The sequence below is a fragment of the Amycolatopsis sp. NPDC088138 genome, from assembly GCF_044741685.1.
Classification (GTDB): domain Bacteria; phylum Actinomycetota; class Actinomycetes; order Mycobacteriales; family Pseudonocardiaceae; genus Amycolatopsis.
Window position 1 is genome coordinate 332838 of record NZ_JBIUTB010000005.1, and the last position, 24218, is coordinate 357055.

Annotated in this window: 26 protein-coding genes; 17 read left to right on the top strand and 9 right to left on the bottom strand. The window is 71.4% G+C overall.

What is annotated here, in order from left to right; all coding sequences use genetic code 11:
• Positions 1–100: 100 nt before the first annotated feature.
• The 3 genes from ACIOD2_RS28055 to ACIOD2_RS28065 all read left to right on the top strand — a co-directional run bounded on the left by ACIOD2_RS28055 (position 101) and on the right by ACIOD2_RS28065 (position 3154).
• On the top strand, positions 101–1075 hold the full coding sequence (locus tag ACIOD2_RS28055) for a ferritin-like domain-containing protein (RefSeq protein WP_400544167.1): 975 nt from the start codon (positions 101–103) through the stop codon (positions 1073–1075).
• A 67-nt stretch (positions 1076–1142) separates the two neighbouring features.
• Entirely contained in the window at positions 1143–2249 is a 1107-nt protein-coding gene (locus ACIOD2_RS28060; protein WP_400544170.1) for an FAD-dependent oxidoreductase, read from the top strand.
• Positions 2246–3154, top strand: coding sequence for an aminoglycoside phosphotransferase family protein (locus ACIOD2_RS28065; RefSeq protein ID WP_400544173.1), 909 nt, complete (start codon positions 2246–2248; stop codon positions 3152–3154). Before ACIOD2_RS28060 ends, ACIOD2_RS28065 begins: the two co-directional genes overlap by 4 nt.
• Here ACIOD2_RS28065 and ACIOD2_RS28070 read toward each other — a convergent pair.
• Positions 3132–4169, bottom strand: a complete 1038-nt coding sequence (locus ACIOD2_RS28070) for a LacI family DNA-binding transcriptional regulator (protein WP_400544176.1) — start codon at positions 4167–4169, stop codon at positions 3132–3134. The genes ACIOD2_RS28065 and ACIOD2_RS28070 overlap by 23 nt on opposite strands.
• Before the next feature lie 204 nt (positions 4170–4373).
• Between ACIOD2_RS28070 and ACIOD2_RS28075 the strand changes: the two genes are divergently transcribed.
• Genes ACIOD2_RS28075 through ACIOD2_RS28090 form a run of 4 tightly spaced genes read left to right on the top strand, consistent with a single transcriptional unit; the run spans position 4374 to position 8865 of the window.
• On the top strand, positions 4374–5645 hold the full coding sequence (locus ACIOD2_RS28075; protein ID WP_400544179.1) for an extracellular solute-binding protein: 1272 nt from the start codon (positions 4374–4376) through the stop codon (positions 5643–5645).
• On the top strand, positions 5645–6592 hold the full coding sequence (locus ACIOD2_RS28080) for a carbohydrate ABC transporter permease (RefSeq protein WP_400544182.1): 948 nt from the start codon (positions 5645–5647) through the stop codon (positions 6590–6592). Before ACIOD2_RS28075 ends, ACIOD2_RS28080 begins: the two co-directional genes overlap by 1 nt.
• A gap of 9 nt (positions 6593–6601) precedes the next feature.
• Positions 6602–7489 carry a carbohydrate ABC transporter permease gene (locus tag ACIOD2_RS28085; RefSeq protein WP_400544185.1) on the top strand — a complete coding sequence of 296 codons (888 nt, stop codon included), beginning with the start codon at positions 6602–6604 and terminating at the stop codon, positions 7487–7489.
• Between the two features lie 17 nt (positions 7490–7506).
• A complete protein-coding gene (locus tag ACIOD2_RS28090) occupies positions 7507–8865 on the top strand; it encodes a GH1 family beta-glucosidase (protein ID WP_400544188.1) in 1359 nt (452 codons plus the stop codon).
• Positions 8866–8872: 7 nt separating this feature from the next.
• Here ACIOD2_RS28090 and ACIOD2_RS28095 read toward each other — a convergent pair whose 3' ends face one another.
• Positions 8873–10669: an AMP-dependent synthetase/ligase gene (locus ACIOD2_RS28095; RefSeq protein WP_400544191.1), complete on the bottom strand. Its 1797-nt coding sequence runs from the start codon at positions 10667–10669 to the stop codon at positions 8873–8875.
• A gap of 128 nt (positions 10670–10797) precedes the next feature.
• Here ACIOD2_RS28095 and ACIOD2_RS28100 point away from each other — a divergent pair, with 128 nt between their 5' ends.
• From ACIOD2_RS28100 to ACIOD2_RS28125, 6 genes are read left to right on the top strand one after another with little or no spacing between them, the layout of a single operon-like run.
• Positions 10798–11211, top strand: coding sequence for a polyketide cyclase / dehydrase and lipid transport (locus ACIOD2_RS28100; RefSeq protein WP_400544194.1), 414 nt, complete (start codon positions 10798–10800; stop codon positions 11209–11211).
• 11 nt (positions 11212–11222) lie between these two features.
• The gene (locus ACIOD2_RS28105; protein WP_400544197.1) at positions 11223–12017 is read left to right on the top strand and encodes a metallophosphoesterase; all 795 of its coding nucleotides are present in this window, start codon (positions 11223–11225) and stop codon (positions 12015–12017) included.
• 26 nt (positions 12018–12043) lie between these two features.
• Positions 12044–12478 (top strand): SRPBCC family protein, encoded by a 435-nt coding sequence (locus tag ACIOD2_RS28110; protein WP_323332963.1) that lies wholly within the window; start codon positions 12044–12046, stop codon positions 12476–12478.
• Positions 12479–12482: 4 nt separating this feature from the next.
• The gene (locus tag ACIOD2_RS28115) at positions 12483–13610 is read left to right on the top strand and encodes an ArsA family ATPase (protein ID WP_400544200.1); all 1128 of its coding nucleotides are present in this window, start codon (positions 12483–12485) and stop codon (positions 13608–13610) included.
• Positions 13607–14023, top strand: a complete 417-nt coding sequence (locus ACIOD2_RS28120) for a hypothetical protein (RefSeq protein ID WP_400544203.1) — start codon at positions 13607–13609, stop codon at positions 14021–14023. Before ACIOD2_RS28115 ends, ACIOD2_RS28120 begins: the two co-directional genes overlap by 4 nt.
• A 15-nt stretch (positions 14024–14038) precedes the next feature.
• Entirely contained in the window at positions 14039–14977 is a 939-nt protein-coding gene (locus tag ACIOD2_RS28125) for an ROK family protein (RefSeq protein WP_400546136.1), read from the top strand.
• A 1-nt stretch (position 14978) separates the two neighbouring features.
• Here the strand turns inward: ACIOD2_RS28125 and ACIOD2_RS28130 are convergent, their stop codons facing one another.
• The gene (locus ACIOD2_RS28130) at positions 14979–15455 is read right to left on the bottom strand and encodes an SMI1/KNR4 family protein (RefSeq protein WP_400544206.1); all 477 of its coding nucleotides are present in this window, start codon (positions 15453–15455) and stop codon (positions 14979–14981) included.
• 27 nt (positions 15456–15482) lie between these two features.
• Here ACIOD2_RS28130 and ACIOD2_RS28135 point away from each other — a divergent pair, with 27 nt between their 5' ends.
• Positions 15483–16337 (top strand): NUDIX domain-containing protein, encoded by an 855-nt coding sequence (locus ACIOD2_RS28135; RefSeq protein WP_400544209.1) that lies wholly within the window; start codon positions 15483–15485, stop codon positions 16335–16337.
• 3 nt (positions 16338–16340) lie between these two features.
• On the opposite strand, the gene ACIOD2_RS28140 is transcribed toward ACIOD2_RS28135, so the two are convergent.
• From ACIOD2_RS28140 to ACIOD2_RS28150, 3 genes are read right to left on the bottom strand one after another with little or no spacing between them, the layout of a single operon-like run.
• Positions 16341–17480 carry a glutamate--cysteine ligase gene (locus ACIOD2_RS28140; RefSeq protein ID WP_400544212.1) on the bottom strand — a complete coding sequence of 380 codons (1140 nt, stop codon included), beginning with the start codon at positions 17478–17480 and terminating at the stop codon, positions 16341–16343.
• A 10-nt stretch (positions 17481–17490) separates the two neighbouring features.
• Positions 17491–18039, bottom strand: coding sequence for a hypothetical protein (locus tag ACIOD2_RS28145; RefSeq protein ID WP_400544215.1), 549 nt, complete (start codon positions 18037–18039; stop codon positions 17491–17493).
• Positions 18036–18803, bottom strand: a complete 768-nt coding sequence (locus tag ACIOD2_RS28150) for an alpha/beta hydrolase (protein ID WP_400544218.1) — start codon at positions 18801–18803, stop codon at positions 18036–18038. Before ACIOD2_RS28150 ends, ACIOD2_RS28145 begins: the two co-directional genes overlap by 4 nt.
• Before the next feature lie 210 nt (positions 18804–19013).
• Between ACIOD2_RS28150 and ACIOD2_RS28155 the strand changes: the two genes are divergently transcribed.
• Both ACIOD2_RS28155 and ACIOD2_RS28160 read left to right on the top strand, forming a co-directional pair.
• On the top strand, positions 19014–19775 hold the full coding sequence (locus tag ACIOD2_RS28155) for a lysophospholipid acyltransferase family protein (RefSeq protein ID WP_400544221.1): 762 nt from the start codon (positions 19014–19016) through the stop codon (positions 19773–19775).
• 17 nt (positions 19776–19792) lie between these two features.
• Entirely contained in the window at positions 19793–20281 is a 489-nt protein-coding gene (locus tag ACIOD2_RS28160; protein ID WP_400544224.1) for a polyadenylate-specific 3'-exoribonuclease AS, read from the top strand.
• Positions 20282–20290: 9 nt separating this feature from the next.
• On the opposite strand, the gene ACIOD2_RS28165 is transcribed toward ACIOD2_RS28160, so the two are convergent.
• Positions 20291–21373: a 3-deoxy-7-phosphoheptulonate synthase gene (locus tag ACIOD2_RS28165; RefSeq protein ID WP_400544227.1), complete on the bottom strand. Its 1083-nt coding sequence runs from the start codon at positions 21371–21373 to the stop codon at positions 20291–20293.
• Positions 21374–21657: 284 nt separating this feature from the next.
• On the opposite strand from ACIOD2_RS28165, the gene ACIOD2_RS28170 reads away from it, so the two are divergent.
• Positions 21658–22683, top strand: coding sequence for a 6-phosphofructokinase (locus tag ACIOD2_RS28170; protein WP_400544230.1), 1026 nt, complete (start codon positions 21658–21660; stop codon positions 22681–22683).
• 76 nt (positions 22684–22759) lie between these two features.
• Here ACIOD2_RS28170 and ACIOD2_RS28175 read toward each other — a convergent pair whose 3' ends face one another.
• Complete coding sequence (locus ACIOD2_RS28175; protein ID WP_400544233.1) at positions 22760–23629, bottom strand: CU044_5270 family protein; 870 nt, start codon at positions 23627–23629, stop codon at positions 22760–22762.
• Positions 23622–24206 carry an RNA polymerase sigma factor gene (locus tag ACIOD2_RS28180; RefSeq protein WP_400544236.1) on the bottom strand — a complete coding sequence of 195 codons (585 nt, stop codon included), beginning with the start codon at positions 24204–24206 and terminating at the stop codon, positions 23622–23624. Before ACIOD2_RS28180 ends, ACIOD2_RS28175 begins: the two co-directional genes overlap by 8 nt.
• Positions 24207–24218 lie beyond the last annotated feature (12 nt).

Consider the following 24218-nt stretch of genomic DNA (forward strand, 5'->3'; position numbering starts at 1 on the left):
CGGGAAGAACTTTTTCCCGTTTTGACCGAGCCGGGGGCCGTCCGGGTACGTATGACCGGTGGGTGAGGTGGACGAACTCGTCACGAGAGGACGTCCCCCGGTGTTCGGAAAACGCTACACACAGCAGCTGATCGAGCGCAGCGCGGAGAACGCGACCGACCGCCGCCGCTTCCTCAAGGCTGCGGGAGCGGCGGGGCTCGGCGTCGCGGGCGCCGGCGCGCTCGGAACTGCGCTGTCCTTGGGCCTCGGCTCGGCCGGCGCTACTTCGCAGTACCCGGAGCAGGGCGGCGACCCCGCGAAGGAGGCGGCCAGCGACGCCGCCGTGCTGAACTTCGCGCTCAACCTGGAGTACCTGGAGGCGAACCTCTACCTGTTCGCCGTCAACGGTTACGGGCTGAACGACAAGTACGTCAACGGCATCGGCAACCTCGGCAAGGTCTCCGGCGGCCACGCGGTGAAGTTCAAGAGCGAGCACACCAAGCAGATCGTGCAGGAGATCGCGGGTGACGAGGTCGCCCACGTCACCTTCCTGCGCAAGGCGCTGGACAAGGCCGCTGTCGCGCAGCCCGAGATCGACTTCCAGTACAGCTTCACCGCCGCCATGCAGGCGGCCGGGGTCATCAACATGCAGCAGACGTTCGACCCGTTCGCGAGCGAGAACAACTTCCTGCTCGCCGCCTTCCTCTTCGAGGACGTCGGCGTCTCGGCGTACAAGGGCGCGGCCCCGCTGGTCAACAACAAGACGTTCCTCGACGCGGCGGCCGGCATCCTCGCGGTCGAGGCCTACCACGCCGGGATCGTGCGCGGGCAGCTGTTCGAACGCGGCCTCGGTGACGTCACCACCAAGATCTCCGACGCCCGCGACAGCCTCGACGGCAAGGCCGACGACGACGAGGGCGTGCTCAAGGACGGCATGGCGAACCTCGTCCCGGCGGACGCCAACGGCATCGCGTTCGGCCGCTCCGCCGACCGCGTGCTCAACATCGCCTACCTGAACCCGGACAAGGTGTCCTCCGGCGGCTTCTACCCCCGCGGCCTCAACGGCGACATCGCCACCAGTGGTGCCAAGGAGTGAGCGCCGCGTGCCGCCGTCACGGTAACGTCGTGCACGGCGGCATGCGGAGTTCATGAGGGGGCGCGGAGTGCGGGTACTGGTCGCGGGTGGCGGGATTTCCGGCACGGTCACGGCGATGGCGCTGAAGCTGGCGGGACACGATCCGGTCGTGTTCGAGGCCTACGCTTCCGGCGGGGAAGACATCGGCGCGTTCCTCACGATCATGCACAACGGCATGGACGCCCTGCACGCCATCGGCGCCGACGGCCCGGTGATCGGCGCGTCGTTCGCGGCGTACGGTGTCGAGCTCGTCGTCCCGACGGGGGAAACCGTCGGACGGCGGGAGTTCGACACCGAAGGTCTCGACGGCCCGCGCACGCTGACCCGCGCGACGCTCTACCGCGTCCTGCAGGACGAAGCCGCGCGCCGGGGTGTCACCCTCGACCGCGGGCGGCGGCTGACCGGCGCCACGGCCGGCCCCGGCGGCGTCACGGCGGAGTTCGCCGACGGCACCACCGAAGCGGGTGACGTCCTCATCGGCGCGGACGGCCTGCACTCGGTGGTGCGGCGCCTGATCGACCCGGCGGCCAGCGAGCCACGCTACACCGGGCTGACCGTCGTCTACGGCTACACGCGCGCGCCCGGGCTGCCTTCGGCGCCGGGGATCTACCGGATGGTCCGCGGTAGCAAGGCGGCCTTCGGCTTCACGACGGACCCGGATGGCGCGACGTTCTGGTTCGCCCGCATCCCGGACGAGGAGCGGCCCCGCGCCGAGATCGCGGCGGTCACCCCGGCCGGCTGGCGCGAGTTCGCGCACGCGGCGTTCGCCGGGGAACCGTTGCCCTGCGCGGACATCATCGCGGCCACGGGCGACGAGGTCTTCGGCGGCCACTCCTACGACGTCCCGGAGACGCGCTTGTGGTCGACGCCGGAGATGGTGCTGGTCGGCGACGCCGCGCACGCCGCGTCCCCGGCCGCGGGCCAGGGCGCGTCGATGGCCCTGGAGGACAGCGTGGTCCTGGCCAAGTGCCTGCGGGACCTGCCGGACCCGGTGTCGGCGTTCGCCGCGTACGAGGGCCTGCGGCGCGAGCGAGTGGAGAAGCTGGTGGCGGCGAGCGCGGGCCAGGACGTGGGCGAAGATCGTGACTGGCTGTATTCGCACCACATCGACTGGGACGCGAAGATCGGCGGATGAGCACCACGCCGAGTCTCGGTCCCGCGCCCCGGCGCGTGACCGTCGACGCGGAGCAGGTACGGCGGCTCGTTGCTGATCAGTTCCCGCAGTGGGCCGGGCTTCCGGTCCGGCCCGTGTCGCACGGTGGCTGGGACAACTGGACCTTCCACCTCGGCGACCGGATGTCGGCACGGCTGCCCAGCGCGGCCGAGTACGCCCTGGCGGTCGGCAAGGAACAGCAATGGCTTCCGGTACTCGCGCCTCAGCTGCCGCTGCCCATTCCCGTCCCACTGGCGGAAGGCCGCCCCGGCGCGGATTATCCGTTCCCGTGGTCGGTCCACCCCTGGCTCGACGGCGAGCCCGCGAACGCGGACCGGATCGCCGATCCCGTCCGGTTCGCCGCCGGCCTCGCCGGGTTCCTGGCGGCGCTGCGGAGCGTCGACATCGACGGCGCACCTCGGCCGGGCAAGCACAACTGGTTCCGTGGCGGCACTCTGCGCACCTACGACGAGTCGGCCCGGCGCGCGCTCGCGAAGCTGGACGGCCAGGTCGACGTCGATCTGGCGCGCGAGATCTGGGAGTCCGCATTGGACGCCAGCTGGGACGGGGTGGAGCGCTGGTTCCACGGCGACGTCGCCGCGGGGAACCTTCTGCTCGACAAGGGGAACCTGGCCGCGGTCATCGACTTCGGGACCTGCGGCGCCGGTGATCCGGCCTGTGACGTGGCCATCGCCTGGACGCTCCTGACCGCCGAAGGACGGCAGGTGTTCCGCGAGCGGCTGTCCCTTGACGACGCGACCTGGGCGCGTGGACGCGGCTGGGCCCTCTGGAAAACCCTCGTCGCCTGCGCGCAGGCCAACCGGGAGTGGCGCGTCCTCGGCGAGATCTTCGCCGAATACGGCTTCAAGCGCCGCAGGAGTCCCTGACCACCAACCGGGTCGGCAGCAGCACCGGTTCCGGAGCTGCGTCCGTCTCGATCATCTTCAGCAGCGCCTCCGCCGCCGCCGTGCCGAAACCCGGTTTGTCCTGGGCGATCGTCGTCAGCGCGGGGTCCACAAGGGACGCCACCTCGATGTCGTCGAAGCCGACCACCGCGAGGTCGTCCGGTACGCGCAGGCCGGTCGCGCGGGCGGCGAGCAGGGCGCCCACCGCCATCTCGTCGCTCGCCGCGAAGACCGCCGTCGGGGGAACCTTCCGGGCCAGCAACCGGCGCATGCCGACAAAGCCGCTTTCGCGGTAGAAGTCGCCGGACACCACGTAGTCGTCGCGGGCCTCGAGGCCGGCCGCGGCCAGGCCGTCACGGTAGCCGCGGGTGCGTTCGGCCGCCGGGGTGTTGTCGCGCGGCCCGGTCAGCGTCGCGATCCGGCGGTGCCCGAGCCCGGCCAGGTGCGCGACGGCGTCCGCGGCGCCGCGGACGTTGTCCGACGTCACGTACGTCGCTTTCGGGCCGGAGATCGCGACGTCCAGCGCCACGCACGGCAGGCCGGAGCGGGCGAACGCGGTGAACGCCTCCGCGTCCGAACCGCTGTCGATCAGCACCAGCCCGGCGAGGTGGTGCCGGCGCGTCATGCTGACGTAACCGACCGGATCGGCCAGGGAGACGCCCGGGGTGCGGCTGCGCGCGTCGTCGCTCGTGGCGAGCAGCAGCAGGTGGTAACCGTGGGAGCTGAGCGCGGATTTCAAGCCCAGCAACAGGTCCTGGAGGAACGGGTGGCGCCAGCCCGGCCGCCGGTGGTCGGTGTCCCAGACCAGCCCGATCATCGCCGACTGCTTGCGCGACAACGCGCGGGCCGACTCGTTGGGGGAGAAGTCGAGCTCGCGGGCGACGCGCTCGACGCGTTCGCGGGTCGGCCCGCTGACCGACGCCGGCTGGTTGAAGACCCGGGAAACGGTGGCGACGGAGACGCCGCAGAGCTGGGCGATTTCGCGGGCGGTGACCATGCTGGCTCCTTCGGCTGTAACCGGTTACATGAGTAGCACACCGGCCGCCACATCGAAAAGTTCGGGACTGCGTTATCTTTTCGTTACTTGACGGCAGCGTACTGGGAGCGCTCTCATAGAGCCCACATTCTCGCCCGGCTCCCGGAGACACGCTCCCGGCGGCCGCGGTGTTTCCGCGCGCTTCAGCAGAACAACGGAGATCTCATGCGCCCGAACACGAGAACCAGCATGGTCCTGGCGGCCATCCTGGCCGCCGTCACCGCCCTGAGCGCCTGCAGCGGCGGCGACGGCGGGAGCGGCGGCAAGATCAAGCTCAGCCTGGGGCTGTTCGGCAACTTCGGGTACACCGACCTGATCAAGGAGTACCAGGCCGCGCACCCGAACATCGAGATCACCGAGCGCACCGCCGCCTACTCCGACCACCACAAGAACCTGGCCGCGCACCTGGCCACCGGGGGTGGCGCCGCGGACATCGAGGCCATCGACACCGGCTACGTCGCCCAGTTCAAGGCGACGCCGGACAAGTTCGTCGACCTCAACACCGTCGGCGGCGACAAGCTCAAGGACCGCTGGCTCGGCTGGAAGTGGAACGCGTCCCTGGCCAAGGGCGGCCAGCAGATCGGCTACGGCACCGACGTCGGCGGCCTGGCCATCTGTTACCGCCGCGACCTGCTCCAGGCCGCCGGCCTGCCCGCCGACCGTGACGCCGTCTCGGCGCTCTGGCCGACCTGGCAGGCGTTCTTCGACGCGGGCAAGCGGTTCCAGGCCAAGGCGCCCAACGGTGTCAAGTGGATGGACGGCGGCCCGACCGTGCTCAACGCGATCTTCGGCCAGGCCCCGACCGGCTACTACGACACGAGCGACAAGCTCGTCGTCGACAGCAACCCCGCGCTGCGCACCGGCTGGGACCAGGTCGTGGACGCCGTCAAGGCGAACCTGAGCGCCGGGCTGCTCTACAGCACGCCGACCTGGAACACCGGCTTCACCCAGGGCCAGTTCGCCACCGTCACCTGCCCGGCCTGGATGATGACCAAGATCAAGGACCAGGCGCCGGACACCGCCGGCAAGTGGGACGTCGCGAGCGTGCCGGGCGGCGGCGGGAACTGGGGCGGCTCGTACCTGACCGTGCCGAAGCAGGGCAAGCACACCGCCGAGGCCGCCGACCTCGCCGCCTGGCTGACCGCGCCCGAGCAGCAGGCGAAGGTGTTCACCAGCCAGGGCCTGCTGCCCTCGACGCCGTCGCTCTACACCGACCCGAAGATCACCGGCTACACCAACCCGTTCTTCAACAACGCGCCCGTCGGCAAGCTCTTCACGGACGCGGCGAAGAAGCTGAACCCGCAGTACCAGGGCCCGAAGGCCGGCGACGTGCAGACCGAGTTCGGCAACGCGATGCAGCGCGTCGAGCAGGGCAAGCAGGACGGTGCGGCGGCCTGGCAGCAGCTGGTCGGTGACGTCTCGAAGCTCCAGAGCTGATGGCTGCACCACTGACGGCTTCGAAAAAAGGGCTGAGCTTCGCCGATCGGCGGGCGAACTGGGACGTCAAGCTCTCGCCGTTCGGCTTCATCAGCCCGTACTTCCTGATCTTCGGTGTCTTCGGGTTGTTCCCGCTGCTCTACACGGCTTTCGTGTCGCTGCAGAAGCGCAACCTGCTCGACGCCGAGGGCGCGAAGTTCATCGGGTTCGGCAACTACGAGCAGCTGCTGTTCCACGACCCGTACTTCTGGAACGCGATGGGGAACACGGTCAGCCTGTGGCTGCTGACCACGATCCCGCAGATCCTGTTCGCGCTCGGCATCGCGCACCTGCTCAACCGCAGGCTGCGCGGCCGGACGCTGTTCCGGACCGGCATGATCCTGCCGAACATCACCTCGGTGGCGGCGGTCACGATCATCTTCGCCCAGCTGTTCGGTCGGGACTTCGGGCTGGTGAACTGGGTGCTGAGCTGGTTCGGCGCCGGGCACGTCGACTGGCAGGCCGGGACGGCCAGCTCGCACGCCGCGATCGCGTCGATGGTGATCTGGCGCTGGACCGGCTACCACGCGCTGATCTTCCTGGCCTCGATGCAGGCGATCCCGTCGAGTTTGTACGAGGCCGCGACGCTCGACGGCGCCAAGGGGCACCAGCAGTTCTGGCGGATCACCGTGCCGCTGCTGCGGCCGCAGATCATCTTCTCCACGGTGATCGCGACGACCGGGAACATGCGGCTGCTCGCCGAGCCGCTGCTGTTCAACCCGGGCACCGCGGCCGCGACCGGCGGGTCCGACCGGCAGTTCCAGACCGCCGCGCTCTACCTCTACGAACAGGGTTTCACCAAGTACGACTTCGGCTACAGCTCCGCGGTGGCGCTGCTGCTGGCGATCGCCACGATGCTGGTGGCGGGCGTGGCCTACCTGGTGACCCGGCGCATCCAGACCGATTGAGGAGCGGACATGTCCACCGTGCTGACCTCGACCGCGGCCCCCGCCGCGGCCCGGCCGCCCAGCCGGACGCGGCGGTTCACCCAGCGGGTCACCAGCCCGTGGACCTACGCCGCGCTGATCGCGATCCTGGCCGGCTCGGCGTTCCCGGTCTACTGGTCGTTCGTCGTCTCGTCGCAGACGCCGGACGCGGTGGGCAGCGTGCCGCCGGTGCTGGTGCCGGGCGGGCACCTGTTCGAGAACATCGCCCGCGTCTTCGACGAGACGAACTTCGGGCTGGCGCTGGCGAACTCGCTGATCGTCTCGGGCACCATCACGCTCTCGGTGGTGCTGTTCTCGACGCTCGCCGGGTTCGCCTTCGCCAAGATGCGCTTCCGCGGCCGCACCGTGCTGCTGCTGCTCGTGGTCGCCACCCAGGCGATCCCGACCGAGCTGGGGGTCGTGCCGCTCTACATCATGATGGCCGACTTCGGCTGGGCCGGGCAGCTGCAGGCGGTCATCGTGCCCGGCCTGGTCACCGCGTTCGGCGTGTTCTTCATGCGCCAGTACTTCGAGCGGGCGCTGCCGCTGGAGCTGCTGGAGGCCGGGCGGATGGACGGCTGCGGCTCGCTGCGGCTGTTCTGGCACGTTGCGCTGCCCGCGGCGCGCCCGGCCGCGGCGGTGCTCGGGCTGTTCACGTTCATGCAGGCGTGGAACGACTTCTTCTGGCCGCTGGTGGTGCTGGTGCCGGAGAACCCGACCGTCCAGACCGCACTGTCCACACTGGCCAGTGGTTACACCACCGACTACACGCTCGTGCTCACCGCCGCCACCCTCGGCACCATCCCCGTCCTCGTCGTGTTCCTGCTGTTCGGCCGCCAGATCGTCGGTGGCATCATGCAGGGCGCGCTCAAGGGCTGACTCTCCCCGGAGCGATCGTGACTTCCAGTTTCCCGCCCGGCTTCCGCTGGGGCGTCGCCACTTCGGCGTTCCAGATCGAGGGCGCCACCACCGAGGACGGCCGTGGACCGTCCATTTGGGACACCTTCGCCGCGGTGCCGGGCACGGTCGCCGGCGGCGACACCGGCGAGCCCGCGGCCGAGCACTACCACCGCTGGCCGCAGGACCTCGCGCTGCTCACCGGGCTCGGCGTGGACGCCTACCGGTTCTCGGTGTCGTGGCCGCGGGTGCAGCCCGCGGGCCGCGGCCGCGTCGAACGACGGGGCCTCGACTTCTACCGGCGGCTGGTGGAAGGGTTGCGGGAGAAGGAGATCGAGCCGTTCCTGACGCTCTACCACTGGGACCTCCCGCAGGCCCTGGAGGACGAAGGCGGCTGGCGCTCACGCGACACGGCCCACCGGTTCGCCGACTACGCCGCCCTGGTCCACGTCGAACTCGGCGACCTCGTCGACCACTGGACGACGCTGAACGAGCCGTACCCGTGCGCGGTCGCGGGCTACGGCGAAGGCCGGCACGCGCCCGGCGCGAAGGAAGGCCACGGCGCGCTCGCCGCGGCCCACCACCTGCTGCTCGGCCACGGCCTGGCGGTCCAGGCGATGCGCGGGCAGGCCGCGCCCGGGCACCGGTTCGGCGTGGTGCTCAACCAGTCCCCGGCGGTGCCGGTGACCGATTCGGCGGCCGACAAGGCGGCGGCCGCGCGTCAGGACACGTTGCTGCGGCGGCAGTTCACCGACCCGCTCTTCGGCGGCCGCTACGCCCCGGGCCTCACGGCGATGTTCGGCGCGGCGTCCGACTTCTCGTTCCGCCACGACGGCGACCTGGAGACGATCGGCGTGCCGCTCGACTACCTGGGCGTCAACTACTACTACCGGCTGCACGTCGCGGACGCGCCCCCGCGCGAGCCGGACCCGGCCCGGCGGACGGCCGCCGACATCGGGGTGGACACGACCCGCCTGCCGGACGTCCCGCGCACCGGCATGGGCTGGCCGGTCGAGCCGGAGGGCCTGACCGAAGCCCTGGTCGGGCTGCACAACGCCTACCCGGACCTGCCGCCGGTGTACGTCACGGAGAACGGCTGCGTCTACCCCGACCGCAGCGACTTCGCCGACTACGAGCGCATCAGCTTCCTGAACGACCACCTCGCGGCGGTCCAGGACGCGCTCGCCGCGGGGGTCGACCTGCGCGGCTACTTCGCGTGGTCGCTGCTGGACAACTTCGAGTGGGCCCACGGTTACAAGCACCGGTTCGGCCTGGTGCACGTCGACTACACGACGCAGCGCCGCACGCCGAGGGCGAGTTACCGCTGGTACCGCGATCACATCGCGGCCCAGCGGTGACCCGCGGCTACTTCTTGTACAGGGCCTCGATGTCGGTGGCGTAGTTCTTCGTCACCACGTTGCGCTTCAGCTTCAGGCTCGGCGTGATCTCGCCGCCCTGTTCGGTGAAGTCGTTGGCCAGCACCGTGAACTTCTTGATCGCCTCGGCCTTCGAGACCGTCTTGTTGGCCTCGTCGACCGCCGCCTGGATCTCCGCCAGCAGGTCGGCATCCGTGGAAAGGTCCGCGACCGAAGCGCCCTCGGGCTTGCCGTGCTGGGACTTCCAGGACGGGAAGTACTCCTCGTCCACCGTCACCAGCGCCGCGATGAACGGGCGCTGGTCGCCGACCACCATCGCCTGGCTGACCAGCGGGGCCGCCTTGATGGTGTCCTCGAGGCCGGACGGGGCGACGTTCTTGCCGCCCGCCGTCACGATGATCTCCTTCTTGCGGCCGGTGATCTTGAGGAAGCCGTCGGAGTCCAGCTCGCCGAGGTCGCCGGTGTGGAACCAGCCGTCGGTGAGGGACTCGGCCGTGGCCTGCGGGTTGTTGTAGTACGCGCGGAACACGACGTCGCCCTTGAGCAGGACCTCGCCGTCGTCGGCGATGCGGACGGACGTGCCGTTGACCGGCTTGCCGACCGTGCCGACGCGGAACGCCGACTGCGTGTTGACGTTCGCCGCCGCCGACGTCTCGGTCAGGCCGTACCCCTCGAACACCGGGACGCCGATGCCGCGGAAGAAGTGCGCCAGCCGCGCGCCCAGCGGGGCGCCGCCCGAGACCGCCGCCACGCAGCGGCCGCCGAGGGCCGCGCGCAGCTTGCCGTAGACGAGCTTGTCGAACACCAGGTGCTTGGCCTTCAGGCCGAGCCCGGCGCCGCCCTTGTCCTGGGCCTCGCTGTAGGCGACCGCGACGGCCTCGGCGGCGTCGAAGATCTTGCCCTTGCCGTCGCCGTGGGCCTTCTGCTTGGCCGAGTTGTAGACCTTCTCGAACACCCGCGGCACGGCGACCACGAACGTCGGCCGGAAGGTGCCCAGGTCGGGGACCAGGTTCTTGACGTCCGGGGTGTGCCCGAGGGTGACCCGGGCGGTGAGCGCCGTCACGGCGATCGCGCGGGCCAGCACGTGCGCCAGCGGCAGGAAGCACAGCAGCGAGTTGCCCTGCTCCATCAGCTGCGGGAACGCCTCGATGTCGGCGCGGATCTCGGCGAGCAGGTTCCGGTGGGTCAGCTCGACGCCCTTGGGGCGCCCGGTGGTGCCCGAGGTGTAGACGATCGTGGCGAGCTCGTCCGCGACGACCTCGCGGCGGCGCTCGTGCAGCTCGTCGTCGGACAGCGACGCGCCGAGCGCGGACAGCTCCTCGACGGCGGGGGAGTCACCCTCGATCTGCCAGGTGTGGTCCAGAACCGTCAGCCGGTCGCGGATCTCGTCGACGGCGCCGGCGTGCGCGTTCGTCTCGACGAAGACGCCCTTGGCGGCCGAGTCCGAGAGGATCCAGAACACCTGTTCCGGGGACGACGTGTCGTAGATCGGGACGGTCACCGCGCCGGCCGCCCAGATCGCGAAGTCGATCAGCGTCCACTCGTACCGCGTCTTCGACATGATCGCGACGCGGTCACCGCGGCCGATCCCGGCCTGGGCCATGCCCTTGGCGACGGCGAGCACCTCGCCGGCGAACTCCTTGGCCGTCACGTCCAGCCAGCTGCCGTCGACCTGACGGCGGAAGCTGACCACGTCGGAGAACCGCTCCGCGTTCGCCCAGACGACATCGGCCATGTTTTCGTCGTCGGCCACCGGCTTCCCGGCGGGAGCGCTGTATTCGCGCAACTGGACCTCCGTGTTCAACGCTTGCGGCAGGCGACACCGCTGTTACCCGCCAGTCAACTTAGCGTGAGGAGCACCTTAAGACCATGCTGACCGGCGCCGCACGGCGAGGGCGTGACATTCTTCGCTCCGTGAACCAGGCGCCACCTGCTCTCGACGTCGTCGACGAGACGTTCCTCGTCGTCCCGCCCGCCACCGTGGCCGCGGTCTTCGCCGATCCGAGGTCCTGGACCCGCTACTGGCCGGACCTCGTCCTCGAGGTCTACACCGACCGGGGCGAAAAGGGCCTGCGCTGGACCGTGCGTGGAGCGCTCGTCGGTACCATGGAGGTCTGGCTCGAGCCGGTGCTCGACGGCACCCTGCTGCACTACTTCCTGCGGGCGACCCCCGCCGACGCGGCCGGGACGCCCCGGGCGCTGGCGCCGCGTGACCTGCGCCGGGAGTTCGACCGGCGGGCCCGCGCGGCGAAGGCGATCGCACTCGGGCTCAAGGAGATCCTGGAGGACGGGCGCGAGCCCGGAGTTCCTCCGCGCGGTGACGAGTAAGGGGACCAGGGGTGCGGGTACACGTCGTCTCGGACGTGCACGGCAACGCGGACGCGCTGAAGCGGGCCGGGGACGGAGCCGACGCCCTCGTCGTGCTCGGTGACCTGCTCGACTTCGTCGACTACCGCGAGCACGAGAAGGGCATCATGGGCGCCCTCTTCGGTGCCGAGAAGGTCGGCGAGTTCGCCCGGCTGCGCCGCGAGGGCACCCGTGACGAAACCGTTGCCTACTCGCGGACGCTCTGGGCGAGCCTCGACGACCCGGCCGCGGCCGTCGACGAGGCCATCCGCGAGCAGTACGCGACGCTGTTCGCGGCGATGACCGCGCCCACCTACGCCACCCCCGGCAACGTCGACACCCCCGCGCTGTGGCCCGAGTTCGCGGGCGAGGGCATCCAGGTCCTGGACGGCGAGGTCGCCGAGATCGGCGGCCTGCGGTTCGGCTTCGTCGGCGGCGCGCTGCTGCCCGACGGTGTCGTCCCGCGCCGCCGCAAGGGTGCCGCCTGGCGCCCCTACCTGCGGGATCGCGCGGACTACGACGCGAGCGTCGCCGCGCTGACCGAGGTCGACGTGCTCTGCACACACGCCCCGCCGGCGCTGCCCGAGCTGACCTACGACGTCGTCGCGCGCCGCAGCGAGCTCGGCTCGGCGGCGCTGCTCGAGCTGATCCGGGCCCAGCGGCCGCGCTGGTCGGTGTTCGGGCACGTGCACCAGCCCCTGGCCGCCCGCGCCCGGGTCGGGCTGACCGAGTGCCGTAACGTGGGTCACTTCAAGGAGACCGGGCAGCCCTACGTGCTGCGCTGGTGACCGACCGCGGCGGCTACGCTCGTCCCATGGCCGAGCAGTCCACACAGTCCATCGAGGTCGACGCCGAGCCCAGCCGGGTGATGGCCGTGATCGCCGACTTCCCCGCCTACCCGGAATGGGCGAAGGCCGTCCGGGAGGCCGAGGTCCTGGACACCGACGCCGAGGGGCGCGCCAAGCAGGTCAAGCTGACCCTCGACGCGGGCCCGATCAAGGACGTCTACACGCTTGAGTACGACTGGGACGCCGACGCCCTCGGCGTCAGCTGGCACCTGGTCAAGGGGCAGATGCAGAAGGCCCAGAACGGCCGGTACGCGCTCGAGGACCTCGGCGGCCGCACCCGCGTGACGTACACGCTGTCGGTCGAGCTGGCGCTGCCGATGATCGGCCTGCTCAGGCGCAAGGCCGAGAAGATGGTCATGGACACCGCGCTCAAGGAGCTCAAGAAGCGGGCCGAGGGGTAACCGGGTGCGGATCCTGCTGTTCACCGGCAAGGGGGGTGTCGGGAAGACCACGCTGGCCGCGGCGACCGGCGCCGCCCTGGCCGCTCGCGGCAGGAAGACCCTCGTCGTCTCCACCGACCCGGCGCACTCGCTCGGCGACGCCTTCGGCCACACGCTCGGCGCCGAACCGTCCGAAGTGGACGCTCTGCTGTCGGCCGTCCAGATCGACTCCCGGACGCTCGTCGACACGACGTGGCACCGGTTGCGCGCCGAGCTGCAGTCGGCGCTGTCCGGCGCGGGCCTGGAGACCTTGGACGCCGAAGAGCTGACCGTGCTGCCCGGCGTCGACGAGCTGCTCGCGCTGAGCGAGGTCCGGCGGCTGGCCGAGCACGGCCCGTGGGAGACCATCGTCGTCGACTGCGGCCCGACGGCCGAGACGCTGCGGCTGCTCGCCCTGCCCGAGGCCGTCTCCGGCTACCTGACCCGGGTGTTCGACCGCCGCATCACCGAGTCCGTGGGCCGCCTGGCCGCCCATCTGGACGGCCTGCGCGCGCTGCTCACCGAGCCGTCGGTGACGACGGTCCGGCTCGTGCTGACCCCGGAGCGGGTGGTCGTCGCCGAAGCGCGCCGCACACTCAGCTCGCTCGCCCTGCGCGGCATCGCCGTCGACGGCCTGATCGCCAACCGGCTGATGCCCGAGCCAGGCTTCTGGCGCGGCGGCGCGGCGTCGTGGCTGCGCACCCGGCGCACCCAGCAGGACACGGTGCTTTCCGAGCTGTCGGCGGCCGGGTTCGCGCAGGTGTCGCGCGTCGAGCACCGCGCCGTCGAGCCGGTCGGGCTGCCCGCGCTGCTGGAGATCGCCGCCGAGCTCTACCGCGACACCGACCCGCTGGACGGCGACGGCACCCCGGTCACCCCGCTGCTGCGGGTCCGGCCCGCGCCCGAGGGCTACACGCTGCGCGTCGCGATCCCGCTGGGGCGGGACGCCGAAGTGGACCTCGCTCGCGTCGACGACGACCTGGCGATCACCGTGGACGGCTTCCGCAGGCTCATCGCCCTGCCGGAGTCGCTGCGGCCGTGCCGGATCACCGGCGCGGAATCCGACGCGGACGGCCTGCTCGTGAGCCTGGCCGGGAACCGGGGACGCCGGTGAGCGAAGAAGAGGCCGCCGACGGGCTGCGCCTGGCCGAGGAGCTCCGGCTGCTCGTCGAGATGGTCGTCGAGAAGGCCGCGCCGTGGCTCGAAGGTGTGGTCGCGGCCGGGCACGGCGACCCTGACCAGGCGAAACCCGAGGCCTCGGCGTGCGGGTGGTGTCCGCTGTGTGCGATCGTCGCCGTGGTGCGGGGTGAGCGACCGGAGTTTGCCGCCCGGCTGCTGGAACAGCTGGCCCAGCTCGTGGCGTTGCTCCGAGCGGTGCTCGCGGATCGCTGGGAACCGGACGAGGGCGTCCACATGCCCGGGTTCCGGCCCGCACCGCGACCACCGGCGGATGCGACGGCGTCGGCGAGGGTGCAGCACATCACCGTCCGCAGACGGGACGAGTGGCGGCCGGATCGGGAGAGCTGAGTGCGGACGATAGGGGTGGACGTCGGCGGGACGAGCATCCGGGCCGGTGTGGTGGACGAGCGTGGCTCGCTGCTCGACACGGCCCGGGTCTCGACGCCGACCGAGGAAGGCGCCCTCGAGGACGCCATCGCGGGCGTGATCGAGGACCTGCGCAACCGGCACGAGGTGGCGGGGGTCGGCCTGGCCGTCGCGGGCTTCGTCGCGCGTGACCGCCGGTCGGTGATGTTCGCGCCGCACCTGGCGTGGCGTGGCGCGCCGGTCGCCGACCGGATCGAGAAGCGCGTCGGCCTGCCGGTGCTGCTGGAGCACGACGTCAACTCGGCGATCGTGGGCGAGCACCGGTTCGGCGCGGCCCGCGGCGCGCAGATCGCCGCGCTGGTGGCGCTCGGCACCGGGATCGGCGCCGGCCTGCTGCTGGACGGCAAGCTGTACCGCGGCGCGTACGGCGTCGCGCCGGAGCTGGGTCACCTGACGGTGGTCCGCGGTGGCCGGGCGTGCCCGTGCGGCAAGTACGGCTGCTGGGAGCGCTACTGCAGCGGGACGGCGCTGGCGGCGACGGCGGTGGAGCTGCTCGCGCGGCACCCGGGCCGCTCGACGGTGCTGGCCCCGCAGGTCGCGGGCGACCCGGGCTCGGTGACGGGCCGGCGCGTGGCGGGCGCGGCCCGCGACGGCGACCCGATCGCCCAGCTGGCGATGGCGGAGCTGGCCAAGTGGCTCGGCGAGGGCCTGGCGCTGGTGGCGGACGTGTTCGACCCGGAGATCATCGTGATCGGCGGTGGCGTTTCGGAGTCGGCCCCGCTGTTCCTGGACGAGGCCCGAGAGCACTACGCGGGCGCGATCACGGGGGCGCGGCACCGCCCGCTGGCGCGGATCCGGACCGCCCACCTGGGCGACGACACGGCGATCGTCGGTGCGGCGGCCCTGGCGGTGGAGGCGGCCAAGACCCCGGTGTGAGTCACTCCTCCGGGAAGCTCCCCGACGGCACCAGCCCTTCCAGGAACGCCCGGAATGTCGGGGCCAGCGGCAGCTCCGACTCCAGCTCCACGTCGAACCACCCGACCGACGGCTCGGCGGAGCGGCGGTAGTCCAGCGCCACCCAGGTGTGACCGTCGCCGGACAGCACCACCAGCCGCTTCGGCAGGTCCCATTCGGTGCTCAGGTACGGCGAGTCCAGCAGCGACAGCCGCCCGCCCACGCCGAGGAGCTGGTCGAAGGGGACGTGGGTGTCGCTGTACGACGTCGGCCTGCTGGTCGGGAAGGCGTCGCAGTGCGCGGCGACCGTGCCGCCGTTGCGCAGGCCCAGCAGCTCGCCCAGTTCGAGGGGCAGCCGGACGCCCAGCTCGCGGCCGGCGTGGGCGAACTCCCTGGCGCTCAGGGGCTCGCCGGGGCCGCGGTCCCAGAACGTGGGCTTGAGCTGCTCGAACGGGGTCATACCGGAGAGTGTGCCAAGGTGGACGGGGTGAGCCAGCAGCCGTCCGCGAGTGTGTTCGTCCGGTGTTCCTGCGGGCGGCTGCACTGGGGCCGTTACGGTGCCGCCGGCCTGCTGTTGTTCGACCCGGCGCGCGGGGTGCTCCTGCAACGCCGGGCCTGGTGGGTGCACAACGGCGGCACCTGGGCCCTGCCCGGCGGGGCGATCGAGGCGGGGGAGACCGCCGTCGAGGCCGCCGCCCGGGAAGCCTTCGAAGAGGCCGCGATTCCCGTCGACGCGTTCCGGGCGCTTTCCGCGTCCGTGATGGACCATGGCGACTGGAGCTACACGACCATCCTGGCGCTGGCCGACGACGTCGACGCCAAGGTCGCGAACACCGAAAGTGCGGAGGTGCGCTGGGTGGACCCCGACGACGTCCCGGGTTACCGGCTGCACAGCGGGTTCGCCGCGGCCTGGCCCGCGCTGCGGCCGCGGGTCGGGCAGGAGCTGGTGCTGGTCGTCGACGCCGCGAACGTCGTCGGCTCGCGGCCGGACGGCTGGTGGCACGACCGCCACGGCGCCGCCGAACGCCTGCGTGACCAGCTGGCCCGCCTCGCCGAAGCGGGCTTGCCGGACCCGGACGACCCCACGCTGACCTGGTGGCCGCGGGTGATCCTGGTCGTCGAGGGCAAGGCGAGCGGCGTGCAGCCCGTCAAGGGTGTCGAGGTCGTGCCGGCCGACACCGACGGCGACTCGAAGATCGTCGAGGTCGCCGGGCAGCAGGATCAGGCGAAGGTGCTCGTCGCGACGGCCGACCGCGAGCTGCGCCGCCGCGTCGAAGCGCTCGGCGCGTCGGCGATGGGCCCCGGCACCCTGCGGACCCAGCTGGACCAGCTGAATCCTTGAAAATCAATCCTTGAGGATCCCGTCGCGCATCTCCGCGACCAGCGACGCGACGACCGCTTTGAGGCTGCCCTTGTGCTGCGTCGCGACCGCCCGCTGCCGCCGGTAGCTCGGCCCGTACTTCAGGATCGTCTCGACGTCCCGCAGCTCGGCCTCGCAGTCCAGCCGCCGCGCCACCGGCTCCAGCCGGTTCAGCAGGTCGCAGACGTCGTCGGTGACCAGCCGCTCGCGCCCGGCCGCGTCCAGGATGACGATCGCGTCGGTGCCGTAGCGCGCCGCGCGCCACTTGTTCTCCTGGACGTGCCACGGCGGCAGGGTCGGCAGGATCTCGCCGTCGTCGAGGCGGGCGCTGAAGTCGTCGACCAGGCACTGGCTCAGCGCCGCGATCGCGCCGACCTCCTCCAGCGTCGGCAGCCCGTCGCAGACCCGCAGCTCGATCGTGCCCAGCTGGGGCGAGGGCCGGATGTCCCAGCGGATCTCCGAAAAGCTGTCGATCACGCCGGTGGTGAACATGTCGTCGACGTAGTTCTCCAGCTCGGCCCACTTCCGGAACTGGAACGGCAGCCCGGCGGTCGGCAGCTGCTGGAAGATCAGCGCCCGGTTCGACGCGTACCCGGTGTCCTCGGCGCCCCAGTACGGCGAAGACGCCGAGAGCGCCTGCAGGTGCGGCGCGTAGTTGAGCAGCGCGTCGAGCACCGGCAGCACCTTCTCGCGGTGGTCGAGCCCGACGTGCACGTGGACGCCGTAGATCAGCATCTGCCGCCCCCACCACTGGGTGCGGTCGATGAGCTTGGCGTAACGCTCCTTGTCGGTGACCTTCTGCTGGTACCAGTTGGAGAACGGGTGCGTCCCGGCCGAGAACATCTCGACGCCGATGGGGTCGGCGACGCCGTGCACGACGTCCAGCGACTCGTTCAGGTCCGCCTTGATCTCGGCGATCGTGTCGCAGACGCCGGTGATGATCTCGATGGTGTTGAGCAGCAGCTCCTGCTTGATCTTCGGGTGCTCCGCCGCGCCGTCCGGGCGCACGGCGTCGAGGATCCGCTCCGCGGTCGACGACAGGTCGCCGCTGCGCCGGTCCACGAGGCCCAGCTCCCACTCCACGCCCACGGTGGATCGCCGCGAAGGCGTGAATTCGATGGTCATCGAGGCCGGGTCAGACCTGGGCGCCGTTGCTGGGATCGGCACCGGGCGGCGGGCCCTGCCGGACGCGGAGCAGCAGCAGCGCGATCGACGTCGCCAGCGCCAGGATGCCCAGCGGCGTCGCCACGGTCGGGCCCACGCCGATCACGTTGGGCAGGATCAGCAGGAAGAGCCCGGCCAGGAACAGCAGCAGGATGAGGAACGCGCCCATCTTCGGCCGCGGCAGCGGCGGCGGCTCCGGCGGGACGAAGTGCTCGTCGTCGTCCGCCGGGTCGTCGGAGAACATCGTGCTGTCCCACGTCGTGCCGCCGGAGCGCCAGTTCGTCTCCGGCGGGTCGGCCGCGGCGGGCGGCTTCGACGGCTCGGCGGGCCGGTCCGGCGTCTTCCGGGACTCGCTCTCCTCGGCCACCCCGCGCCCCGCGGCACCGGCGGTGCCGCCGGCGTTGTCGGTGTTGTCGGCGGTGTCCAGCTCAGGGAGCCCGAACCCGCCGGCCCGCAGGTCGGCGACGATCTCGGCGAACGTCGCGTCGACGTCCTCCGGCCCGTCCTTCCCTCGGCTCATGCGGTCTCCTCCGCTTGCCCGGCGTGCGCCTTCGCGAACTCGACGCTCCGGGTGAAGATCACGTCCGCGTCGTTGTCCTGGGTCGCCACGTGGTAGCTGTTCTCCAGCACGACCTCGGTGACGTCGGTGCTCGAAACCCCGGCCAGCACCAGCCGCGAGTTCTCCGGCTCGACGACGTGGTCGACCGCCGAGTGCAGCAGCAGCACCGGCTGCGTCACCTTCGGCAGGTCGGCGCGCACCAGCGCCCACAGCTTCGCCAGGCTCGCCGCGGCCTTCACCGGCGTGCGCGGGTAGGCCAGCTCGGTCTCGCCCGGCTTCTTGATGTCGTTCGCGATCGCCGGCACCGACGGCACGATCTTGCCCAGCACCGGCAGCAGCTTGGTGTCCCACTTCAGCCGCGTCACCGACGGGTTGACCAGGACGATCCCGGCGATCCGGTCACCGAACTCCTCGGCGAGGCGCAGCGTGAGCGTGCCGCCCATCGACAGGCCGCCGACGAACACGGTCTTGCAGGACGAAAGCAGCTCCAGGAGCGCTTCGCGGACGGCGCCGTACCAGTCCTGCCACGTCGTGCGGTTGAGGTCCGGCCAGCGGGTGCCGTGCCCCGGCAGCAGCGGGCAGCGCACGGTGAACCCGGCCTCGGCGAGGTGGTCACCCCAGGCCCGCATGCTGGCCGGGGTACCGGTGAAGCCGTGGCAGAGCAGGAACCCGGTGTCGGCCGAACCGGTGTGGCCGAACGGTTCCGCGCCGGCGAGCACGCCCATGCGATCGCCTTCCGTGTGAGCGGTGTAGGCCATCCATGCTCTCACGGGTCGAGGGCGTTGTGGGGGTCCGCCCGGACCCGTAATTCTCTGTGAGATCGATCGCTGCCCGGAGGTATCCGGGTGGTCTCCGTTGTGCGGATGCCGTCCGGCTTCGTAGTCTGGTCGACGCGGGTTACAGGGGTTGAGCTGCGATGGAGGACTGAGGCACCGGTGCTGTACTGGCTCATGAAGTGGGTGTTCATCGGTCCGCTGCTCAAGACGCTGTGGCCGACGAAGGTCACCGGCGCGGAGAACATCCCCGAGACCGGCGGCGCGATCCTGGCCGGCAACCACCTCGCGGTCGCCGACTCGTTCTTCATGCCGCTGCGGGTCAAGCGCAAGGTGACCTTCCCGGCCAAGTCCGAGTACTTCACCGAGCCCGGCTTCAAGGGCCTGCTCAAGAAGTGGTTCTTCACCGGCGTCGGCCAGTTCCCGATCGACCGCTCGGGCGGCAACGCCGCACAGGCCGCGCTCGACACCGCGACCCGGCTGGTCAAGGCCGGCCACCTGCTCGGCATCTACCCCGAGGGCACCCGCTCCCCGGACGGCCGCCTGTACAAGGGCAAGACCGGCGTCGCCCGGATCGCGCTGGACTCCGGCGGCGTCGTCGTCCCGGTGGCGATGGTCGGCACCGACAAGGTCAACCCGATCGGCTCCAAGATGTGGTGGCCGCGGCGCCTCGAGATCCGTTTCGGCAAGCCGCTCGACTTCTCGCGGTACGAGGGCCTCGCGGGCGACCGCTTCATCGAGCGGTCGATCACCGACGAGATCATGTACGCGCTCATGGAGCTGTCCGGCCAGGAGTACGTCGACATCTACGCGGCGAAGGCCAAGGAACTGCTCGCCGCGGAGGCGGCCGGTGCGAAGCCGAAGGTGCCGGCGCAGCCCACCGCGCGCGACGCCGCCCGGGTGCCCGACAGCAAGGTCGGCTGACCCACTACTGTTCACCAGTGCGTTTTTTCTACGACACCGAATTCATCGAAGACGGCGTGACCATCGATCTGGTGTCCATCGGTGTCGTTGACGAGCGTGGCCGCGAGTTCTACGCGGTCTCCACGGACTTCGACCCGGGTCGCGCCGGGCCGTGGGTGCGCGACAACGTCCTGCCGAAGCTGCCCTCACCCGCCGACCCGGCCTGGCGAGGCCGCGAGAAGATCCGCGCCGACCTGCTGGAGTTCTTCGGCAAGCCGCCGGGCGGCATCGAGCTGTGGGCCTGGTTCGCGGCGTACGACCACGTCGCGCTGGCGCAGCTCTGGGGCCCGATGCCGGCGCTGCCGCGCCAGCTCCCGCGGTTCACCCGCGACCTGCGCCAGCGCTGGGAGGACGCCGGGAAGCCGAAGCTCCCGGCGGCCCCCACCGACCAGCACGACGCCCTGGCGGACGCGAAGCACAACCGCGCCCGCTGGGACGTCATCGAGTCCTACTTCCCCCGCCGCTGAAGCAAGGGCTCAGCGGCGGGCGCGGACGGCCGCGGCCAGCTCGTCCAGCAGGGGAGCGGTGTCGTCCCAGGACATGCAGGCGTCCGTGATCGACTGGCCGTAGGTCAGGTTCTCCGGGTGGCCCAGGTCGAGCTCCTGGCGCCCGCCCTCGAGGAAGCTCTCCATCATCAGGCCGACGATGCCGCGCTCGCCGTCGCCGATCCGCGTCGCCAGTTCGCGGATCACCGCGGCCTGGCGGACGTGGTCCTTGCCGCTGTTGCCGTGGCTCGCGTCGATGATCACGCGCTCCGGCAGGCCCGACTTCGCCAGCCGCGCCAGGGTGTCCGTCACCGTCGCGGCGTCGTAGTTCGGGCCGCCCGCGTGGCCGCGCAGGATCACGTGGCAGTCCGGGTTGCCGGACGTCGTGAGCAGCGCCGCCAGGCCGTCGGTGTTGATGCCCGGGAACACGTGGCTCGCCGCGGCCGCGCGGGTCGCGTCGACCGCGACCTGGACGTCGCCCTCGGTGGAGTTCTTGATCCCGACCGGCATGGACAGCGCGCTGCACAGCTGCCGGTGCACCTGGCTGGCCGCGGTGCGCGCGCCGATCGAGCCCCAGGTGACGATGTCGGCGATGAACTGCGGCGTGATCGGGTCGAGGAACTCGCAGCCGACCGGCAGGCCGAGGCCGGAGACGTCGAGCAGCAGCCGCCGCGCCATCCGCAGGCCCTTGTTGACGGCGAAGGTGCCGTCGAGGTCCGGGTCGTTGATCAGGCCCTTCCAGCCCAGCGTCGTCCGCGGCTTCTCGAAGTACACGCGCATCACGACGTGCAGCTCGCCGCGCAGCTCTTCGGCCTTCGCCGCCAGGCGGCGGCCGTAGTCGAGGGCGGCTTCGGGGTCGTGCACCGAGCACGGGCCGACCACGACGAGCAGCCGGTCGTCCCGGCCCTCGAGGATGTCGACGGTTTCGGCCCGGCCGTGGCGCACGAGCTCGGCGACGGAGGCGTCGACGGGATGGTCTTCGCGCAGCATCGCCGGCGAGATGAGCGGGCTGATCGACGTGGTGCGCGCGGCGTCGAGGTCACCGATGGTGGCCGGACCTGCGGAGAGCGTCATCGCGGGGTGGTTCCTTCCTCATGGAAACCGACCCGCGGGGGACCTCGCCGAGCCGGTAGGACATCCGGCTCGGGGTGGTGGTCAGCGCAGGTTGACGCCGCCGTGCCCACCCGGGGCCGGCCTCGTAAACCAGTAATAACGCTGCACGGAGCAAAATTATCACACCTCGAACGTGTACCGATTCGGCAGGTGGTACGGGCTGCACCGATCCAGACGGAAGCGGCTACGCTTGGCCCTGGCGAAATGTGACTGTCATCTCCAGCGAACACAAACGGAGGATTCTCATGCGTGTCGGTGTGCTGACCGGCGGCGGCGACTGCCCGGGTCTCAACGCGGTCATCCGCGCGGTGGTCCGCAAGGGCATCGAGGTGCACGGCTGGGACTTCGTCGGCTTCCGCAACGGCTGGAACGGCCCGCTGACGGGCGACAGCCGCCCGCTCGGCCTGAACGACGTCGAAGACATCCTCACCCGTGGCGGCACGATCCTGCGCTCGTCGCGGACCAACCCGTACAAGGTCGAGGGCGGGGTGGACCAGATCAAGAAGGTTCTCGCCGAGCAGGGCGTCGACGCGCTGATCGCGATCGGCGGCGAGGACACCCTCGGCGTCGCGAAGCGGCTCACCGACGACGGCATCGGCGTCGTGGGCGTGCCCAAGACGATCGACAACGACCTGGGCTCCACCGACTACACGTTCGGCTTCGACACCGCGGTCTCCATCGCGACCGAGGCGATCGACCGGCTGCACACCACCGCCGAGTCGCACCACCGGGCGCTGGTCGTCGAGGTCATGGGCCGGCACGCCGGCTGGATCGCGCTGCACTCCGGCCTGGCCGGCGGCGCGAGCGTGATCCTGGTGCCGGAGCGGCACTTCAACGTCGACCAGGTCGTCTCCTGGGTCGAGCGCCGCTTCGAGAAGGAGTTCGCGCCGATCATCGTCGTGGCCGAGGGCGCGCTGCCCGAGGGCGGCGAAGAGCGGCTGCTCACCGGCGAGAAGGACGCCTTCGGGCACGTCCGCCTCGGCGGCATCGGCACCTGGCTGGCCGACGAGATCGCGCGCCGCACCGGCAAGGAGTCGCGCGCGGTCGTGCTGGGCCACGTCCAGCGCGGCGGCACGCCGACCGCGTACGACCGCGTGCTCGCGACCCGCTTCGGCCTCAACGCCGTGGACGCGGTGGCCGACGGCGACTTCGGCGTCATGGTGGCCCTGAAGGGCACCGACATCGTCCGCGTGAAGCTGTCGGAAGCGACCGCCGAGCTGAAGACGGTCCCGGCCGAGCGCTACGAAGAGGCCGAAGTCTTCTTCGGCTGAGCCCGCGCCTGGTTGTCCGTGAAGGCCACCTTGAGGGACATAGAGTCCCTCAAGGTGGCCTTCACGGCTTTCCGGGTCAGGGCCGCTGCCGCACCCGGTCGACGATGCCCTGGCTCAGCACCGAGCCGGTCCCGGTGCCGAGGTAGGCGAAGGTCGCCGGATCGAACAGGAACTCGTCCTGGTTGCCGATCGCGTGCTCGGTCGTGCCGTTCCAGGTGATCCCGACGGCCGGCCGGCCGGTGACGTCCTTCGCGTCCGGCCGGAGCACCAGCCCCGGCACCTTCGCGACCGCCTCGTAGAGGGCGGCCCGCGCCGCCGGGCGCAGGTAGCCGCCGGCCAGCGTCACGACCTCGGTGCCGAGATCCTGCAGGGTGTCGCCTTCGCCGTAGGTGCTCTGGTGCAGGTAGGCGAGCATGGCGTCGGCGTCCGTCGGCAGGTCCGGGAGGAACGCCGGGAACGGCTGGCACGCGCTGGTCACGATCCGCCCCTGGCCTTCGTGCTGCACCCGTTTCCCGTCGCGGCAGCCGGCGACCTCGGTTCCGTGGCCGAACCGGAACTCGTACCCGTCGTGGGTCCCGTCCACCGACGCCCACCTCTCGTTCTCCCGGCCGTCCGCGCCGCGCGTCCGGGTGTAGACGAACTGGTCCGGCCGGGGTTCGACGTCCGGCTGGGCGCGGGCCAGCGTGGCGGCCTGGTACAGGATCCGGACCGGATCGGACTCCTCCCGCGGGGCCGGCGGGACGGCGGTGCCGGCCGGCGTCAGCACGACGACGGCGGCGACGGCCGCGGCCAGCCCGGCTGTGGCGAACCCGCCCCACACCACACGACGGCGGCGAGCCGGTCGTCTCGCCACGGCGAGCAGGTCGGCGCGCGACGGGCCCAGGTCGCCGGGCGCCGGGAGTTCCGCCGGTCCGGCGAACTCGCGGAGCAGCTGCATCTCATCCATGGTTCGAGACCTCCTCGGCGGTGGTGTGGCCCAGCTGGGCGCGGACCTTCTTGCGGGCCCGGTTCAGGCGCGACCGGACCGTGCCGACCGGGATGCCCAGCGCGGCCGCGACCTCCTCGTAGGCCAGGCATTCCCAGGCGATCAGCAGCAGCACGTCGCGGTCGCCGGGGGAGAGGGCGGCCAGTGCCGTGGCGAGCCGGGCGTTCATCGCCTGGGCCGTCACCTGCGCGGCGACCTGCTCGGCGTGGCACGCCTGGTCGGCGGGCGGCCCGAGTGCGGCGCGCAGCCGGTACTCGCGCGCCTCCTCCCGCCGGCGCCGCCCGACGAGGTTCGTGGCGATGCCGTAGAGCCACGGCCGCGCGTCCCGGAACGCCGGGTCGTAGCGGCCGCGGCCGCCGAACGCGATCAGGAACGTCTCGCCCAACAGGTCGTCGGCGACCTGGCCGCCGAGCCGCCGGGCGAGGTAGCGGTGGACGGTCGGGGCGTGCCGGTCGAAGACCGCCGCGAACCGCTCGGGGTGCCGGAGCGACGCGGCGATGATCTCCGCGTCGTCCCCGGCTTCACCTGGTGAACTCATGAACCGCCTGCC